Genomic DNA, 15,787 nt, shown 5'->3' with positions numbered 1-15,787 from the left:
CCCTCTGCGAATCCGCCGGACAGGGAAACAGGCCGCCAGCCCCGGGGCAACCAACAGGTGGCCCTAGCTGAAATAAGCCGGGGAGGCCGCGCGCAGCCCCTCAGCCTCGGCGAAGGTTCCGGCGAGGTGCTGCCGCAGCCGCGCCTCCGCCCGCGCCGCGTCGCCGGCCAGGATCGCACCCGCCAGGGCCTCGTGGTCGGCCAGGATCGCCTCGGCCTTGCCCGGCGAGGGCAGGTGCAGCCGTCGCAGCCGGTCCAGATGGCCGCTCCAGCCATGGACGAGGTCCCGCAGCCCCGGCACGCCGGCGGCCAGGTAGAGCGCGGCGTGGAAGGCCTCATCCGCCCCGGCGACCCCCGCATGGTCCTCCGTGGCGAGCGCCGCCCGCATCCGCGCGATCCCCTCCCGCAGCACGCCAGCCAGGGAGGGGGCGGGGGTCTGCGCAAGCTGCCGCACGATCTCCAGCTCGATCGAGAGCCTGAGGAAATGCGCCTCCCGCGCATTCGCGAGGTCGATCCGCGAGACGCGGGTGGCCGAGTGCGGCACCACCTCGACCAGCCGTTCCTCCTGCAGGCGGATCAGCGCCTCCCGCACGGGGGTCTGGCTCAGGCCCAGCCGCTGCGCGATGGCCCCGCGTGCCAGCACCGTGCCCGGCGGGAGGGAGAGGGAGATCACGGCCTCGCGCAACTGCTCATAGGCGAATTCGGCGGCCGACTTCCGGCGCCCGAGCGGGGCCAGCCCGTCGAGCCCGGTATCCGCCAGGACGGCACCCGGCGCCGCAGGGGCCCGGTCGGAGGAGCGCAGCGAGTTCATCCTTCCTCCTTTCCTAGCAGCCACGGGCGAGTGCCGACAGCGCGGCTTGACTCAGCTCGCATCTCATATATCAGATGTGGGGAGAGAACGAGAGCGGCGAAGCCGCGCCAAGAGGGACTTCCGCCATGCACCTTCTCCATCGCCGCGCCGCGCTCTCGGCCCTTCTGTCGGCGGCCGCGCTGCCCGCCCTCGCCCAGGGCACGGCCCCCTCCTGGCCCAGCCAGCCAATCCGCCTGATCGTGCCCTTCTCCGCCGGCACCTCGGACACGGTCGCGCGGCTGGTCAGCATTGAGATGGGCAAGGCGCTCGGCCAGGCCTTCGTGGTGGAGAGCCGCCCCGGCGCCGGCGGCAATATCGGCTCGGAGGCCTGCGCCCGCGCGCCCGCGCGCCCGCCGACGGCAACACGGTCTGCCTGGGCACGATCAGCAGCCACGCGATCAATCCGTCGATCTACCCGCGCATCCCCTATGACAACCTGCGGGACTTCGCCCCCGTCACGCAGCTCGCCACCCAGCCCAACGCCCTGGCCGTGGCCACGAACTTCCCGGCGAAGAACATCCCCGAGCTGATCGCACTCCTCCGCTCCCGCCCGGCGCGCGACCTCGCCTACGGCACGTCAGGCGTCGGCACCTCGGTCCATCTCGCGGGCGCGCTCTTCGGCCAGCTCACGGGCACGGAGATGGAGCACGTGCCCTATCGCGGCAGCGGGCAGGTCACCACGGCCCTGCTCTCGGGCGAGTTGTCCATCGCCTTCGACAACTTCTCCTCCGTCTGGCCGCTCGCCCGCGAGGGCAAGATCCGCATCCTCGGCGTCACCTCGCAGGGTCGCGCGGAGGCCGCGCCGGACATCCCCGCCATCGCGGAGACGGTGCCCGGCTTCGAGAGCCTCTCCTGGCACGGCCTCTTCGCCCCCGCCCGCACGCCCGCGCCGGTGGTGCAGCGCCTGCAGCGCGAGGCGGCGGCGGCCCTGGCCGCGCCCGCCGTCGCGCAGCGCTTCCGCGAACTCGGCATCACCCCCGTCGGCAGCACGCCCGAGGAGTTCCGCGCCTTCGTGGAAGCGGAGACGAAGCGCTGGGGCGACGTTGCCAAGCGCGCGAATATCAGCATCGATTAGGCGCTCCGGCGGGCCGCCACCTCCCCGCCGCCGCCCTCGCATCGCTGCCGAGGGGGAAACGCCGGAACGAAATGAAGGCAGAATGACCATGGCTGACGATCCGAACCTGCCCCCCGACCCGCTGGAGCCCGGCACCACCAGGAAGGGCCCCGACCGCAAGACTGCGGCCGATCTACGCTCCGCTCGCTGGTTCGGCCCGGCCGACCTCCGCAGCTTCGGCCACCGCTCCCGCGCGATGCAGATGGGCTACTCGCCGGAAGAATGGACGGGCAAGCCGGTGATCGCCATCGTCAACACCTGGTCCGACCTCAACCCCTGCCACGTCCACTTCAAGCAGCGCGTGGACGACGTGAAGCGCGGCATCCTGATGGCGGGCGGCTTCCCCGTGGAGCTGCCGGCGATCTCGGTGAGCGAGAGCTACGTCAAGCCGACGACGATGATGTACCGCAACTTCCTCGCCATGGAGACGGAGGAGCTGCTGCGCTCCCACCCCGTGGACGGCGCGGTGCTGATGGGCGGCTGCGACAAGACGACGCCCGGCCTGCTGCTCGGCGCGACGAGCATGAACATCCCCTGCATCTTCCTGCCGGCCGGCCCGATGCTGCGCGGCAACTGGCAGGGCAAGGTGCTCGGCTCGGGCTCCGACAGCTGGAAGTACTGGGACGAGCTGCGCGCAGGCAAGATCACCGACCAGGACTGGCTCGGCGTCGAGGGCGGCATCGCGCGCTCCTACGGCACCTGCATGACCATGGGCACGGCGAGCACCATGACGGCCATCGCCGAGGCCGTTGGCATGGTGCTTCCGGGCGGCTCCTCCATTCCCGCCGCCGATGCGGGCCATATCCGCCTGGCTAGCGAGAGCGGGCGGCGCATCGTGGAGATGGTCTGGGAGGACCTGACGCCCCAGCGCATCCAGAGCCGCGCCTCCTACGAGAACGCGATCGCGGTGGCGATGGCGATGGGCTGCTCGACCAACGCGATCATCCACCTCATCGCCATGGCGCGCCGCGCGGGGCAGGACATCGGCCTCGAGGACTTCGAGCGCTACTCCCGCCGCGTGCCGGTGATCGGCAATGTCCGGCCTTCCGGCAATGCCTATCTGATGGAGGACTTCTTCTACGCCGGCGGCATCCGGGCGCTGATGAACGAGATCCGGGAGCACCTGGACCTCTCCTGCGTCACCGTCACCGGCAAGACGGTGGGTGAGAACATCGAGGGCGCACGCGTCTACAACAGCGACGTCATCCGCCCCACGAGCAACCCGATCTACGGCGAGGGATCGCTGGCGGTGCTCAAGGGCAACCTCGCCCCCGACGGCTGCGTGATCAAGCCGGCGGCAATGGACCAGAAGTTCCTCAAGCATTCCGGCCCGGCCGTAGTGTTCGACGACTATCCCTCCATGAAGAAGGCCGTGGAGGACGAGGACTATCCCTTCACCCCCGACACGGTGATGGTGCTGCGCAACGCCGGGCCGCAGGGCGGGCCGGGCATGCCGGAATGGGGCATGCTGCCCATGCCGAAGAAGCTGCTGAAGATGGGGCTGCGCGACATGCTGCGCATGTCGGATGCCCGCATGTCCGGCACTTCCTATGGCGCCTGCGTGCTGCATGTGGCGCCGGAATCCTACATCGGCGGGCCGCTCGCCCTGCTGCGGAACGGCGACATCGTGACGCTCGACGTGGATGCGCGGACGATCAACATGGAGGTGTCCGAGGAGGAGCTGGCGCGCCGCCGCGCGGAGTGGAAAGCGCCCGAGCCGCGCTACGAGCGGGGCTACGGCTACATGTTCAGCAAGCACATCCAGCAGGCGAACGAAGGCTGCGACTTCGACTTCCTGCGCACCGAGTTCGGCGCCCCCGTGCCCGAGCCCGCCATCTACTGAGGAACGATCCATGGCCCTGTCCAACGAGACGCGCGAGAAGCTGAAGGGCGTCTCGACCGCCACCCTCGCCACCGCGCTGTACAAGCGCGGCTTCCGCCAGCAGTTCATCCAGGACGTGCACCCGCTCCGCGTGCGGGGCGAGAGCATGGTCGGGGAGGCCTTCACGCTCCGCTACATCCCGGCGCGCGAGGACCTGAACAAGCTCGAGGTCTTCCGCGACCCCGAGCACCCGCAGCGCCGCGGCGTGGAGATGTGCCCGCCCGGCGCCGTGCTGGTGATGGACAGCCGCAAGGACGCGCGCGCGGCCTCCGCCGGCTCCATCCTCGTCACCCGGCTGATGGTGCGGGGCGTCGCCGGCGTGGTGACCGATGGCGGCTTCCGCGACGCGGTGGAGATCGCGGCGATGGACATCCCGACCTACCACTCCCGTCCCTCGGCGCCCACGAACCTGACGCTGAACCACGCGATCGACCTCAACGTGCCGATCGGCTGCGGCGATGCGCCGGTCTTCCCGGGCGACGTCATCGTGGGCGACGGGGACGGGGTGATCGTCATCCCCGCCCATCTGGCCGACGAGATCGCGGCCGAGGCGGTGGAGATGACCGCCTATGAGGACTTCGTGACCGAGCGCGTCCGCGGCGGCCAGCCCATCATCGGCCTCTATCCCGCGACGGACCCCTCCAACCTCGAGGCCTTCGCGGCCTGGCGGAAGGAAAAGGGCCGCTGAGCCCGCGGCCGCGGTAATCCCGCGGCTGCCCCGCGCGTTCCTCCCGGGTCCAATAGCCCGGGGGGAACACGATGCCGGACGAGAAAGGGCTCTACCAGGGGCCGCTGGGCGAGAACTGCGCCCATCTCTGCATCGACATGCAGAACCTCTTCGCCGAGAAGACGGACTGGCACACGCCCTGGATGAAGCGCGTGCTGCCCGTGGTGGAGCGCATCGTCGCCGCCCATCCCGAGCGCACGGTCTTCACCCGCTTCATCACCGCTGCCCGTACAGGGGAGGGCGAGGGCACCTGGCGCCACTACTGGGAGCGCTGGAAGAGCATGACGCAGGAGGCGCTGCCGCCCTCCATGATGGAGCTCATCCCATCGCTCGCGCGTTTCGTGCCGCCCGCGACGGTGCTGGACAAGAAGGTCTACTCGCCCTGGGTGCAGCCGGAGCTGCACGCGCTGCTGAAGGGGCGCGGCGTGGACACGCTGATTATCACCGGCGCGGAGACGGATGTCTGCGTTCTCGGCGCCGTGCTGGGCGCGGTGGACCTGGGCTACCGCGTGGTCGTGCCGACCGACGCCCTCTGCTCATCCTCCGACCACACCCATGACGCGCTGCTCACCCTCTACCGAGAGCGCTACGGCCAGCAGGTGGAGACGGTGACGACGGACGAGTTGCTGGAGGCCTGGCGCTGACGCCGGTCAGGCCTGCCTGACCGGAACCCGGTCAGGCCGGGGTGACCGCCGGCTCCTCCAGCGCGCGGAGGACGGCCCGTGCCGCCTCGTCCCAGGCGACGGGGCGGAAGTCGCGCGCCACCCTCGCCTGCCAGTTCCGCAGCCCCTCCGGGTCCTCCACCACCTCGCGGATCACGTGATAAGCCTCGGTGGTGCTCTCCGGATCGAAGTAGCGGGCCAGCGCGCCGCCGGCCTCGGGGAGGGAGGTGGTGTTGGAGATGATGGCGGGCTTGCCGAAGGCGAGGCTCTCCGTCACCGGCAGGCCCCAGCCCTCGTAGAAGGAGGGGAAGAGGGTGAACTGCGCGCCCTGGTAGAGGGTGGTCAGCTCGCCATCCGTCGGGTCCTGGAAGAGGACGAGCTTGCCGTCGAGGTAGTGGGCGTTCCGCAGCTGCTGCATCAGGTCGGCGACCATCCAGCCCACGCGCCCGGCGAAGACGAGGGTGGGAACCTTATCCCGCGGCATCTCCTCCAGCATCCGGCGCCAGACGCGGAAGAGAAGGATGTGGTTCTTGCGAGCCTCGATGGTGGAGACGATCAGCGCGTAGCTGCCGGGTTCCGGATACTCCCGCCCGGGCAGGCGGATGGCGGGGGCGGGGGCGCCGAAGCCCGTGCCCATCGGGATGGCGACGGGCCTCGCCTGGAGCGGCCAGCCCTTCTCCTTCGCATAGGCCGCGAGGTCGTCCGCACTGGCCTGGGAAATGGCCATCAGCGCGTCCGCATGCGGCAGCACCGTGCTCAGCCAGCCCTCGAAGAGCTGGATCAGGGTGTGGTCGCACCATTCCGGGCGGCGCAGCGGGATGATGTCGTAGATCAGCACACCGAAGCGCAGGCCCTTCTCGGCCTTCACGGCCTGGATGAGCGAGGCGTAGTCCCGATGGAACCAGGGTGAGCCGAGAACGAGGAGGATGTCGCCGGTCCGGGCATCGAAAGACTGCGGCAGCGGCTCCGCCACCACCGGTGCCTTTCGGCCCGGAGTGGGGATGGCCTCCTCCGAGGCCGGTGGGGAAGCGGCCTCCACCTGGGGCAAGGGCGCGGGGCGGCGAGGGAAGGCCGCTTCCCATGCGATCCGCCCGGCATGCATCGCAGTGTGGATTGCGTTGACTTGGTGCAGGAAGGCAGTGCCGAGGGGTTCCCGCAAATGACCAGGCACGCGGCGCGCGGCCCAGCTCAGGAAGCGGCGGCGCAGGCGGCGGCGGGGGGGCGGCGGGATCAGGTCGGGGACGGAAGGCGTGAGGGTTCCCGTCGCGGGGGCCGGATCGTTCGCCGCCTCCTCCTCCGTCGTGGGAGCGGGTGTGCTGAGGCCGGTGAACAGGGTGTCGACCTCGGTCCAGGGCACGGCCTGGAAGGAGGTGCCGCCCGGGCCGTGCCGCAGGAATTTCACGCGCTCCACACCCGCGGAGCGGACAAGGCAGCGGCAGATCTCGTATTCGACCCGCTGGATGCCGCTCGGCCGGGGGTTGACCCGCGCGTAGTCGAACAGATCTTCCACATCGATCCAGATCGTCGTCATGGTTCGTTCGCTCCTGGAAAGGTGGACCGGCTGGCGGTTGGTCGCTGAAAATCGTCCCCGGAGCAAGCCGTCCCCTACCTCGGGAGGGCGCCGGGGCGGTTCATGATCCAGCTTGGGGAAAACCTGCGCCCTGGGTGGAGCTCGGCCGAAAAGGAGCGGGGAAGGGGCGATCCGAGGGGGCGAGCCTAGCTGAGAGAAGCCGTCTGGCCGTCAGCGGCAGGACGGATTCCCGCCGTTCAGCGGCGGCACCAGCGCCAGAATGCCCAGTTCCCGGAACCCACGGCCCGGATCCGGCTCGGCCACGAAGATCCCGGCTTCCGGCAGCCGCGTGCCCGCCACGGGCTCCCCCAGAAGGATCTGCACGGGGCCGCGATGCCCGACGAGGACGCGGTTCGTCCCTGCCGGAACCGGCTCGGATAGCAGGCGCCGGTGCTCCGCCAGCACCCAGGAGAGGCGGGGGCCGGCATAGTCATCGGCCATCAGCCCATCGGTGACCGTCACCTCCGCGGCTCCGAAGGCGAGTTCGGCCGTGTCCCGCCCGCGAAAGACCGGGCTGGCGAGGACCGGCTTCATGAGCGGGATGCCGAGGGCCGCGATACGGCGCCCGAGTTCGGCGGCCTGCGCCCGCCCGGCGGGCGAGATGTTCCGCTGCCCCGCGCGATCGCCGATGACGAAGCTCCGGTCGCAGGGCTCCCCGGCCGTGTCGGCGTGCCGGATGAACAGGACCGTGCCGCCCCGGCGTATCCGGTCGAGCAAGGCGGCGCCGGCGGGCAGGTCCGGGGTCAGCGGAGCGGCATCGAGGGCGCGGGCGGGCCGCGCGAGGGAGGCCGATGAGAGCAGGGCGATGAGGGAACGTCGCCCGCCGCCCAACGCCCGGCCGCGGCGGGAAAGGGAGGGCGGGGCCGCGGTCATTACCTCATCCCTCGTGTCGGGGCCCGGTCTCCCCCCGTGGGGGTGGCGCGCCGTCCGGCCCGCCGCTGGAGCCGCGGTTCAGCGCCGAGCGCACCCGGTCGGCCAGCTCGTTGGGGCGGTAGGGCTTGCCCAGGACGTCCATCGAGGGCGCGCGCGGCGTATCCGCCACGAGGTCCTCGTTGTAGCCGGTGGTGAGGAGCACGGCGATGTCCGGCCTCCGCTCGCGCACGCGCTCGGCGAGAACGATGCCGTTCATGCTCCCGGGCATGAGGATGTCCGAGAAGAGCAGGTCGATCCTTCCCATTCCCGGCCGTTCCAGCAGCGCGAGGGCCTCGTCCGCGCTGCCCGCTGTCAGCACGCGGTAGCCGAGCAGTTCCAGGTGCTCGCGCGCGACGGCGAGCACGTCCTCGCTGTCCTCCACGATCAGCACCGTTTCGGCGGCCTCCCGCAGGGCGTCGCGCGGCGGCTCCTGCGCCTGCGGGCCGGCCGGGCGAGGGATCTCGGACTTCTCGGCCAGGGGAAGGATCATGCGGACGCTGGTGCCCTGGCCAGGGGCGCTGTCGATCTCCAGCCTGCCCATGGACTGCTGGATGAAGCCCGCCACCATTGCCAGCCCGAGGCCGGTTCCCTTCCCCGTGCCCTTGGTGGTGAAAAAGGGCTCGGTCGCGCGCTCCAGCACGTAGGGCGGCATGCCCGTGCCCTCGTCGGTGACGGAGAGCATGACATGGGAGCTTGGCGCCTTCCCGTCCTCGGACGGCACCGCCGAGGTCGAGACCGTGACCGTCCCGCCCCCCGGCATGGCGTCCCGCGCGTTGATGACGACGTTCAGCAACGCCATCTCCAGGTGAACGGGATCGACCTGCACCGGGGGAAGCTTCCGGCGGAGGTTGATCTGCAGGTTCACCCGCGCGCCCACGGTGCTCTCGAGCATGTCCGCGAAATCGGTGACGAGGGAGGTGAGGTCCACCGGCCTCGGCTCCAGCCTCGTCTTGCGCGCGAAGGCGAGGAGCTGCTTCGTCAGGCGCGCGCCGCGCTCGGCGGCCTCGCTCGCACGGTCGACATAGCGGCGCAGCCCTTCGTCGGCGAGCCTCGCGCGGAGGAAGTCGAGATTGCCGGAGACGACGAGGAGGAGGTTGTTGAAGTCATGCGCCAGCCCCGCGGTGAGCTGGCCGATCGCTTCCATCTTCTGGGCCTGCCGGAAGGCCTGCTCGGAGGTGCGGCGCCGCGTGACGTCGAGCTGCGAGGCGAAGAAGTAGAGGAGCCGCCCCTCCTTCTCATAGACCGGCGCGACGTAGACAGCGTTCCAAAAGGGCGTGCCGTCGCGCTTGTAGTTGAGCAGCTCCACGGAGACGGCGCGCTGCGCGGCCACGGAGTCGCGCAGCTCGGCCACCTTCTCCCGGTCGGTCTGCGCGCCCTGCAGGAAGCGGCAGTTCCGGCCGACGATCTCCTCCTGCGGATAGCCCGTGAGGTCCTGGAAGGCCCGGTTGGCGAAGACGATCGGGTTGTCGGGAAGGTTGGGGTCGGTGAGGATCATCGGCATGCGGGTCATCTCGACCGCCGCGAAGAACACGTCCCCGCGGTCGTCGAGCCCGGGCTCGGTGATCCTCGCTTCCTGCCAGTGGTTCATCCCCGGACCCCCGGTGGGGGAGTAGCTCACCCCCTCGTGCAGGCCCGCGGCCGGGACGCCGCTGCTTGCCTGGTCCCCGCTGCCCTGCCTGTCCAGAAAACGTCCCTCGCGCGTCCCGTTCTCCTGCCTGCTCTCACCGTCGTTCACGCCGGCCCCTTTACCCATTCCGCTCCCTTGCCCCCACATGCCGGCCGGGCAGGCGGCCCGCCCGGAAACGGTCAGGACTCGACGGGCCCGGATGCGCCTTGGCTCCATCGCGAGTTATCGTCGTTGAATCAGATAGGAGAGGCGACCGGGATGGCTAGCCCGGGTGCTCCCGGCAAGAGGAGAGCATCGTGCCGCGCTGGTCGCGCAGCTTCACTCTCGCCAGCCCTTGCGGTTCCCTCACGAACTCGATCCCGGCCTCCTCCAGCGCGGTCCGGAGGGCGGCGATGGTGGACGGCCTTGGCCGGCATCGCTGCTCCTCGAGGTTCCGCACCGTGACTTCCGCGCAGAGCGCGCGGATGGCGAGTTCGAGGCGCTTCCAACCTAGCAGCCTGCGGGCCTCGTAGCACTGCACCGGCGTCAAGCTCCGACCTCCACCGCTTCCATCCCAGCCCTGCCGAAAGGAAGAGCTACCGGCCCCCGTGGCCGGGCCATCCCGGCCGGGTTCCAGGGAACCAGGTGCAGAAATGGGCAACGGGACTCGTCACGGCGGCGGAGTTAACCTGCGATAAGCAGGGGATGCCCATACACGTATCGAGTAGGTGAGGGGGGTTGTCGTTCTGTGCGCGACCCTGGCCGACCGGTGTTGCCTGCGGGAAGGGGCGGCGCCTCCGGCGTTCCCGCCGGAGCAGGAACGAGTGGCCCGACCGTCGAGCCTACGCCCCTGGGGGGCGGCCGCCCGGGCAAGACAGCTTGCCAGCCGGCCGAAACAGGGTGATGAACCCGCCGATTCCTATCGTGGTGCGGGAGAGCGGGATGCAGCTCGGGATGATCGGCCTGGGGCGGATGGGCGGCAACATCGTCCGCCGCCTGATGCGCGGTGGCCATCGCTGCGTCGTCTACGACACCAATCCCGAGGTGAGGCAGGCGCTCGGCGCTGAGGGCGCGACCCCGGTGGAGTCGCCGGAGGCGATGATCGAGGCCCTGGACGGGGACGGCCCCCGCATCGTCTGGATCATGCTCCCCGCCGGCAGGATCACCGACGAGATGGTCACGCGTCTGGCAGCCGCCATGAGGGCCGGCGACATCATCATCGACGGCGGGAACTCCTACTACAAGGACGACATTCGCCGCGCGCGTCAGCTCGCCGGGCAGAGGCTGCGCTACGTCGATGTCGGCACCTCCGGCGGCGTCTGGGGCCTGGAGCGCGGCTACTGCATGATGATCGGCGGGGACACGGAGGCGGTCGAGCATCTCGATCCCATCTTCGCCACCCTCGCCCCCGGGCTCGGCTCGATCCCCCGCACGCCCGCGCGGGAGGGACACGATCCCCGCGCCGAGCTGGGCTACATTCATGCCGGGCCGACCGGCGCGGGCCACTTCGTCAAGATGATCCACAACGGCATCGAGTACGGGATGATGCAGGCCTTCGCCGAGGGCTTCGACATCCTGAGGACGAAGGCGAGCGACAAGCTGCCGGAGGAGGAGCGCTTCGACCTCAGGCTGGCGGATATCGCCGAGGTCTGGCGGCGCGGCAGCGTGGTCTCCTCCTGGCTGCTGGACCTCACGGCCGCGGCCCTGGCGAGGGATGAGCCGCTGGAAGGCTTCTCCGGCCATGTGGACGACAGCGGCGAGGGGCGCTGGACGATCGAGGCGGCCATCGAGCAGGCGGTCCCGGCCAATGTGCTGGCGGCATCGCTCTTCGCGCGGTTCCGCTCCCGCCAGGATCATACCTATGGGGACAAGATCCTCTCCGCCATGCGCTTCGGCTTCGGCGGGCATCTCGAACCGAAGACGCAGTCGCCGGCCAAGGCGGACTGACCGGGCCGGCATGACGGCTGCGGCACCGAGACGGGAGTTGCCCGCTTGAATCCCGAGCCCGAGCTGACCGCCCTGGCGGCGCAGCTTCCGAAGCCGCGGCTTCGGCGGCCCGCCGTCATCCTGGTGATGGGCGTGTCCGGCAGCGGCAAGTCCACGGTCGGGAAGCTGCTCGCGACGGTCCTGGGCTGCGCGCTGCAGGAAGGCGACGAGCTACATTCCGACAGCAACGTGGAGAAGATGCGCGGCGGGACCCCGCTGACCGACGAGGACCGCGCCCCCTGGCTGCGGTCGATCGCGGCGGTGATCGACGGGTGGCTGGAGACGGGCAGTGCCGGCGTGGTGACCTGCTCCGCCCTGAAGCGCAGCTACCGGGACCTCATCATCGGTCCTCGCGAGGGCGTGCAACTCGTCTACATCGAGGGTACGGCGGCGCTGATCGGGCCGCGCATGCTCACGCGGGCGGGGCACTACATGCCCGCCTCGCTGCTGGACAGCCAGCTCGCCACGCTGGAGGTGCCGCGCGAGGAGGAGCGCCCGATCGTCGTGTCGGGCAGCGGCACCCTCCTCGACATCGCGGGCTACATCCTCGACCAGCTGGCCAGGCGCGACGCGGCGGGCTGAGCGCCTCCGGCGCTGCCCGCAGAGAGGAAGCGGGCCGACACGGTGTGACGCACGCTCACGAAGGAGGGCCGGCCCGCCCCCGCCGGAACAGGTCGCGGCACCGGCTGGATGTCACCGTTCCGGCCGTGAGAGCAGCCCCATCCCGCGGTCCAGCAGCAGTGCCAGCCAGGCGGTGAAGAGTGCGCCCTGCAGCACATAGGCCGGGTTGGCGTTGGACAGGCCGATGATGATCGGCGTGCCGAGGCAGCGCGCCCCGGCCACCGCCCCCACCGCCGTGGTGGCGACCGAAACCGTCAGCGCCACCCGCCAGCCGGAGAGCAGCACCGGCCAGGCCAGCGGCAGCTCGACCCTCCTCAGCCTCTGCCAGGGGGAGAGGCCGAGCCCCCGGGCGGCGTCCAGCGCATCGCCCGGCACGGATTCCAGCCCGGCAACCGTCGCCCGCAGCACCGGCAGGACGGCGTAGAGCACGAGGGCCAGCAGGGTCGGTGCGGCGCCGAAGCCGAGCAGCGGGAGGGAGAGCGCGATCGCCGCCACCGGGGGCACCGCCTGGGCGAGGCTGAAGGCCGCGTCCACCACCGGCATCAGGCGCCGCCCCCCGGGCCGCGTGGCCGCGAGCCCCGCCGGCAGCCCGATCAGCACCGCTATCCCCGCTGCCCCGACCGAGAGCGCCAGATGCGAGGCCAGCAGCGCGAACCAGGAGTCCTGCGTGTAGGCCGGCCGGGAGACCTCCGGGAAAAGCCAGCCCCAGAGAGAACCCGCCCGCGGCGCGGCCCAAAGGGCGGCCAGGAAGGCCATCGCCTCCGCGCCCAGCCAGGCCAGCCGACGCCTCACGCCCCGGCCTCCCGCGTCTCCGCCCAGGGCGCGGCCAGGACGCCGGCGACGGTGAGGTGCCGTGGCGCCGCCCCTTCCAGCGAGACGCGATCAGTCCCCTCCGCCAGCATGAGCAGCAGCGCGTCCCGGAGCGTCGCATCCCCCGGCAGGCCGGGCGCGCCGGGAACCGGCCCGGCCTCGGCGAACGCCGCGGCGGGCAGGACGCCCAGGCGCTGGAAGGCCAGGGCCTCCGGCCGCAGCATCCGCTGCACCGCGGGCGGCGCGTCGCGCCCCAGCACCGCCAAGGCCGGCCCCTCCGCCGCCAGCGACCCCGCCTCCATCACCGCGATGCGGTCGGCCAGGGCCAGCGCCTCCTCCACGTCATGGGTGACGAGGAGGATCGTCTTGCCCGTCTCCCGGTGGATGCGCCGCAGCTCGGCCTGCAATCCCCGGCGGGTGGCGGGGTCCAGGGCCGAGAAGGGCTCGTCCATCAGCAGCACGGGCGGATCGGCGGCCAGCGCCCGCGCCAGCCCCACCCGCTGCGCCTGCCCGCCCGAGAGCGTGGCCGGCCGCCGCCCGCCGAAGGTGGCGGGGTCCAGCCCGACCAGGGCGAGCAGCTCCTCCACCCGGGCCGCGACCCGCCCCTCGTCCCAGCCCAGCAGCCGCGGCACCGTGGCTACGTTCCGCGCCACGTCCCAGTGCGGGAAGAGGCCGACGGACTGGATGACGTAGCCGATGCCCCGCCGCAGCGCCTGCGGGTCCAGCCCCGCCACGTCGCGGCCTTCCAGCAGCACGCGGCCGGCATCGGGCTCAACCAGCCGGTTCACCATCCGCATCAGCGTGGACTTGCCCGAGCCGCTCTCCCCCAGCAGCACGCAGAGCGAGCCCCGCGGCACCTCGAAGGAGACGTCGCGCACCGCCCGCACCTCGCCGTAGCGGCGCCCCGCGCCCTCGAAGCGGATCATGCGGCGGGGATCAGCCGGGCCAGCAGGGCCAGCCCCGCATCCGCCAGCAGCGACAGGGCGAGCACCGGGAAAACGCCGAGCAGGATCAGGTCGGAGGCGAGCTGGCCGATCCCCTGGAAGAGCAGCGATCCCAGCCCGCCGCCCCCCACCAGCGCCGCCAGCACTGCCAGCCCCACCGCCTGCACCGCCGCCAGCCGCAGCGCCGCCAGCATCACCGGCGCCCCGAGCGGGAGCCGCACCGAGCGCAGGATCCCCGCCTCGGAGAGACCCTGTCCCCTTGCCGCCTCCAGCACCTCCGCCGGGGCCACGCGCAGCCCCGCCACCAGCCCGCGCGCCAGCGGCAGCAGCAGGTAGGCGGAGATGCCGATCACCGCCGGCGCCGGTCCGATCCCGCCCAGCCCCAGCGAGCGCAGCGCCGGCACTGCCGCGGCGAGCGCCGCCAGGGGCGCGATGAGCAGTCCGAACAGGGCGAGGGAGGGGATTACCTGAAGCCCGGAGGCGAGGCCCAGGAAAGCGGCCTCCAGCGCCGGCCGCCGTAGCGCCAGGGCGGAGAGCGGCGCGGCGACGAGCAGCGCCAGCGCAAGCGATCCGCCCGCCAGCGCCGCATGGCCCAGCAGCGCCGCCCGCAACTCCCCGGCTCGCCCCGCCGCCTCCCGGGCGAGGGAGAGGGAGTCGAACACCCCGGCCACGGCCATGGCACCGAGGCCGAGCAGCGCCGCGGCCAGGGGGAGGGCGGGCGTGCCCCCGCGCGCCGCGGAGGCAGTCGCAGTGGCGAGGGCGAGCACCAGCAACGCCACCCAGGCCCCCGCCGCGGGCGAGGCGCGGGCCAGCGGGGAGCCCGCCGGCAGCGCCGCCGCCGCGCCCAGGCCGACGGTCGCCGCCAGCGCCAGCACCGCCAGGACCGCGACGACCTCCGCCCAGCGCTCCACCCGGCCACGCCAGGCCAGCGCGAGCAGCGCGAGGCAGGAAAGGTGGAAGGCGGCCCAGGCGACGGTCACCGGCAGCGCGCCGGGCAGGGGGACGAGCCGTGCGGAGAGAAGCCGGTTCGGGGCGACCGAGACCCAGCCCAGCCACCAGGGCGCCGCCATCGCCGTCAGGGCGAGCAGCGCCAGGGCGGGCTGGCCGCCCCCGGGCAGCAACCGCCCCATCACCGGGAGGCGCCGAGGCTCCGCAAGTGCTCCTGCGCCACCTCCCGCACGGGACGCCCCTCCACCACGATCCTCGCGTTGAGCGCGCGCAGCCGCTCGGCCGTGAGGCTGGCGAAGACCGGCCCCAGCCAGTCCGCCAGCGCGGGCAGGCGGTCCGCCACGGGCTTCCGCACCACCGGCGCGGGCTCGTAGACGATCTGGGCGCCCTTCGCGTCCTCCAGCACCCGCAGGGAGAGGGCGGATATGGCGCCATCCGTCCCGTAGACCATGGCGGCGTTCACCCCGTTCAGCCCCTCGGCCGCGGCCCGCATCGTCACGGCGGTGTCGCCCCCGGGCAGGATGAGCATCTGCTCCGGCCTGAGGGTGAAGCCGTAGGTCGACTGGAAGGAGGGCAGGGCGGCGGGGCTCTCCACGAACTCGGCCGAGGCCGCGAGCCTGAAGGCGCCGCCCCCCGCCAGGTGCCGCGCGAGGTCATCGAGGGAGCGGATGCCGCCCGCCGCGTCCTCGCGCATGGCGATCGCCCAGGTGTTGTTGGCCGGGGCGCGCGGCAGCCAGAGAAGGCCGTTCCGCTCCGCGTCCAGCCCGCGCACGCGCTCGAAGGCCGTGTCGGCGCGGCGCCAGGCCGGGTCGGTCTCCTGCTGGAAGAAAAAGGCGCCGTTGCCCGTGTACTCGGGATAGATGTCCACCTCTCCCGCGAGGATCGCCTGGCGCATGATGCGGGTCGGGCCGAGCTGCAACCGCGGGCGCACCGGCACCCCCTTCGCCTCCAGCGCCAGCGCGATCATCTGGCCGAGCATCGCGCTCTCCGTGTCCAGCTTCGAGCCGACGGTGACGGCGGGCACGACCTGGGCGCGCAGCGGAAGGGCCGGGGCGGCCAGGACGGCCCCGAGGAGGAGACGGCGTGTCGGTTGGGCGGGCATCGGCGTCTCCGGTCCGTTCGGGGCGAGGGTAGCCCGCCCGTCCGGGACGACAAG

Annotated in this window: 15 protein-coding genes; 6 read left to right on the top strand and 9 right to left on the bottom strand. The window is 72.0% G+C overall.

Going from position 1 to position 15,787, the window contains the following annotated elements; translation table 11 throughout:
- Positions 1–63: 63 nt before the first annotated feature.
- Positions 64–810: a GntR family transcriptional regulator gene (locus FHS87_RS13825; RefSeq protein WP_184519346.1), complete on the bottom strand. Its 747-nt coding sequence runs from the start codon at positions 808–810 to the stop codon at positions 64–66.
- A gap of 367 nt (positions 811–1,177) precedes the next feature.
- Here FHS87_RS13825 and FHS87_RS13820 point away from each other — a divergent pair, with 367 nt between their 5' ends.
- From FHS87_RS13820 to FHS87_RS13805, 4 genes are all read left to right on the top strand, one after another.
- Positions 1,178–1,924: a Bug family tripartite tricarboxylate transporter substrate binding protein gene (locus tag FHS87_RS13820; RefSeq protein WP_312862003.1), complete on the top strand. Its 747-nt coding sequence runs from the start codon at positions 1,178–1,180 to the stop codon at positions 1,922–1,924.
- Positions 1,925–2,012: 88 nt separating this feature from the next.
- Positions 2,013–3,806: an L-arabinonate dehydratase gene (gene araD, locus FHS87_RS13815; protein ID WP_246418399.1), complete on the top strand. Its 1,794-nt coding sequence runs from the start codon at positions 2,013–2,015 to the stop codon at positions 3,804–3,806.
- Between the two features lie 10 nt (positions 3,807–3,816).
- Positions 3,817–4,533, top strand: a complete 717-nt coding sequence (locus tag FHS87_RS13810; protein ID WP_184519343.1) for a ribonuclease activity regulator RraA — start codon at positions 3,817–3,819, stop codon at positions 4,531–4,533.
- A gap of 71 nt (positions 4,534–4,604) precedes the next feature.
- Positions 4,605–5,216, top strand: a complete 612-nt coding sequence (locus FHS87_RS13805; RefSeq protein WP_184519340.1) for a cysteine hydrolase family protein — start codon at positions 4,605–4,607, stop codon at positions 5,214–5,216.
- Between the two features lie 31 nt (positions 5,217–5,247).
- Here the strand turns inward: FHS87_RS13805 and FHS87_RS13800 are convergent, their stop codons facing one another.
- The 4 genes from FHS87_RS13800 to FHS87_RS13785 all read right to left on the bottom strand — a co-directional run bounded on the left by FHS87_RS13800 (position 5,248) and on the right by FHS87_RS13785 (position 9,872).
- On the bottom strand, positions 5,248–6,765 hold the full coding sequence (locus FHS87_RS13800; RefSeq protein ID WP_184519337.1) for a glycosyltransferase family 4 protein: 1,518 nt from the start codon (positions 6,763–6,765) through the stop codon (positions 5,248–5,250).
- A gap of 210 nt (positions 6,766–6,975) precedes the next feature.
- A complete protein-coding gene (locus tag FHS87_RS13795) occupies positions 6,976–7,677 on the bottom strand; it encodes a histidine phosphatase family protein (protein WP_184519334.1) in 702 nt (233 codons plus the stop codon).
- A gap of 4 nt (positions 7,678–7,681) precedes the next feature.
- Positions 7,682–9,451 carry a histidine kinase famiy protein gene (locus FHS87_RS13790; RefSeq protein ID WP_221299903.1) on the bottom strand — a complete coding sequence of 590 codons (1,770 nt, stop codon included), beginning with the start codon at positions 9,449–9,451 and terminating at the stop codon, positions 7,682–7,684.
- A gap of 154 nt (positions 9,452–9,605) precedes the next feature.
- Complete coding sequence (locus FHS87_RS13785) at positions 9,606–9,872, bottom strand: helix-turn-helix domain-containing protein (protein ID WP_184519327.1); 267 nt, start codon at positions 9,870–9,872, stop codon at positions 9,606–9,608.
- 392 nt (positions 9,873–10,264) lie between these two features.
- Between FHS87_RS13785 and gnd the strand changes: the two genes are divergently transcribed.
- Entirely contained in the window at positions 10,265–11,269 is a 1,005-nt protein-coding gene (gene gnd, locus FHS87_RS13780; protein ID WP_184519694.1) for a phosphogluconate dehydrogenase (NAD(+)-dependent, decarboxylating), read from the top strand.
- 45 nt (positions 11,270–11,314) lie between these two features.
- Positions 11,315–11,890, top strand: a complete 576-nt coding sequence (locus FHS87_RS13775) for a gluconokinase (RefSeq protein WP_184519324.1) — start codon at positions 11,315–11,317, stop codon at positions 11,888–11,890.
- A 111-nt stretch (positions 11,891–12,001) separates the two neighbouring features.
- Here FHS87_RS13775 and FHS87_RS13770 read toward each other — a convergent pair whose 3' ends face one another.
- Genes FHS87_RS13770 through osmF form a run of 4 tightly spaced genes read right to left on the bottom strand, consistent with a single transcriptional unit; the run spans position 12,002 to position 15,733 of the window.
- A complete protein-coding gene (locus tag FHS87_RS13770; RefSeq protein WP_312861995.1) occupies positions 12,002–12,721 on the bottom strand; it encodes an ABC transporter permease in 720 nt (239 codons plus the stop codon).
- Positions 12,718–13,665 (bottom strand): ABC transporter ATP-binding protein, encoded by a 948-nt coding sequence (locus FHS87_RS13765; protein ID WP_184519322.1) that lies wholly within the window; start codon positions 13,663–13,665, stop codon positions 12,718–12,720. Before FHS87_RS13765 ends, FHS87_RS13770 begins: the two co-directional genes overlap by 4 nt.
- Positions 13,662–14,813, bottom strand: a complete 1,152-nt coding sequence (locus FHS87_RS13760) for an ABC transporter permease subunit (protein ID WP_184519688.1) — start codon at positions 14,811–14,813, stop codon at positions 13,662–13,664. Before FHS87_RS13760 ends, FHS87_RS13765 begins: the two co-directional genes overlap by 4 nt.
- A complete protein-coding gene (gene osmF / locus FHS87_RS13755) occupies positions 14,813–15,733 on the bottom strand; it encodes a glycine betaine ABC transporter substrate-binding protein OsmF (RefSeq protein WP_184519320.1) in 921 nt (306 codons plus the stop codon). The genes FHS87_RS13760 and osmF overlap by 1 nt, the downstream gene beginning before the upstream one ends.
- Positions 15,734–15,787 lie beyond the last annotated feature (54 nt).

It is taken from the genome of Muricoccus pecuniae, assembly GCF_014199205.1.
Lineage (GTDB): Bacteria > Pseudomonadota > Alphaproteobacteria > Acetobacterales > Acetobacteraceae > Roseomonas > Roseomonas pecuniae.
Note: the sequence above shows the minus strand (reverse complement) of the source record. Positions and strands in the feature narration are given on the sequence as shown.

Bases quoted from the DNA above. Each gene is read 5' to 3' on its own strand.
- osmF (WP_184519320.1), bottom strand. From the start codon at position 15,733: ATGCCCGCCCAACCGACACGCCGTCTCCTCCTCGGGGCCGTCCTGGCC.
- FHS87_RS13805 (WP_184519340.1), top strand. From the start codon at position 4,605: ATGCCGGACGAGAAAGGGCTCTACCAGGGGCCGCTGGGCGAGAACTGC.
- FHS87_RS13800 (WP_184519337.1), bottom strand. From the start codon at position 6,765: ATGACGACGATCTGGATCGATGTGGAAGATCTGTTCGACTACGCGCGG.
- FHS87_RS13810 (WP_184519343.1), top strand. From the start codon at position 3,817: ATGGCCCTGTCCAACGAGACGCGCGAGAAGCTGAAGGGCGTCTCGACC.
- FHS87_RS13825 (WP_184519346.1), bottom strand. From the start codon at position 810: ATGAACTCGCTGCGCTCCTCCGACCGGGCCCCTGCGGCGCCGGGTGCC.
- FHS87_RS13765 (WP_184519322.1), bottom strand. From the start codon at position 13,665: ATGATCCGCTTCGAGGGCGCGGGGCGCCGCTACGGCGAGGTGCGGGCG.
- araD (WP_246418399.1), top strand. From the start codon at position 2,013: ATGGCTGACGATCCGAACCTGCCCCCCGACCCGCTGGAGCCCGGCACC.
- FHS87_RS13795 (WP_184519334.1), bottom strand. From the start codon at position 7,677: ATGACCGCGGCCCCGCCCTCCCTTTCCCGCCGCGGCCGGGCGTTGGGC.
- gnd (WP_184519694.1), top strand. From the start codon at position 10,265: ATGCAGCTCGGGATGATCGGCCTGGGGCGGATGGGCGGCAACATCGTC.
- FHS87_RS13760 (WP_184519688.1), bottom strand. From the start codon at position 14,813: ATGGGGCGGTTGCTGCCCGGGGGCGGCCAGCCCGCCCTGGCGCTGCTC.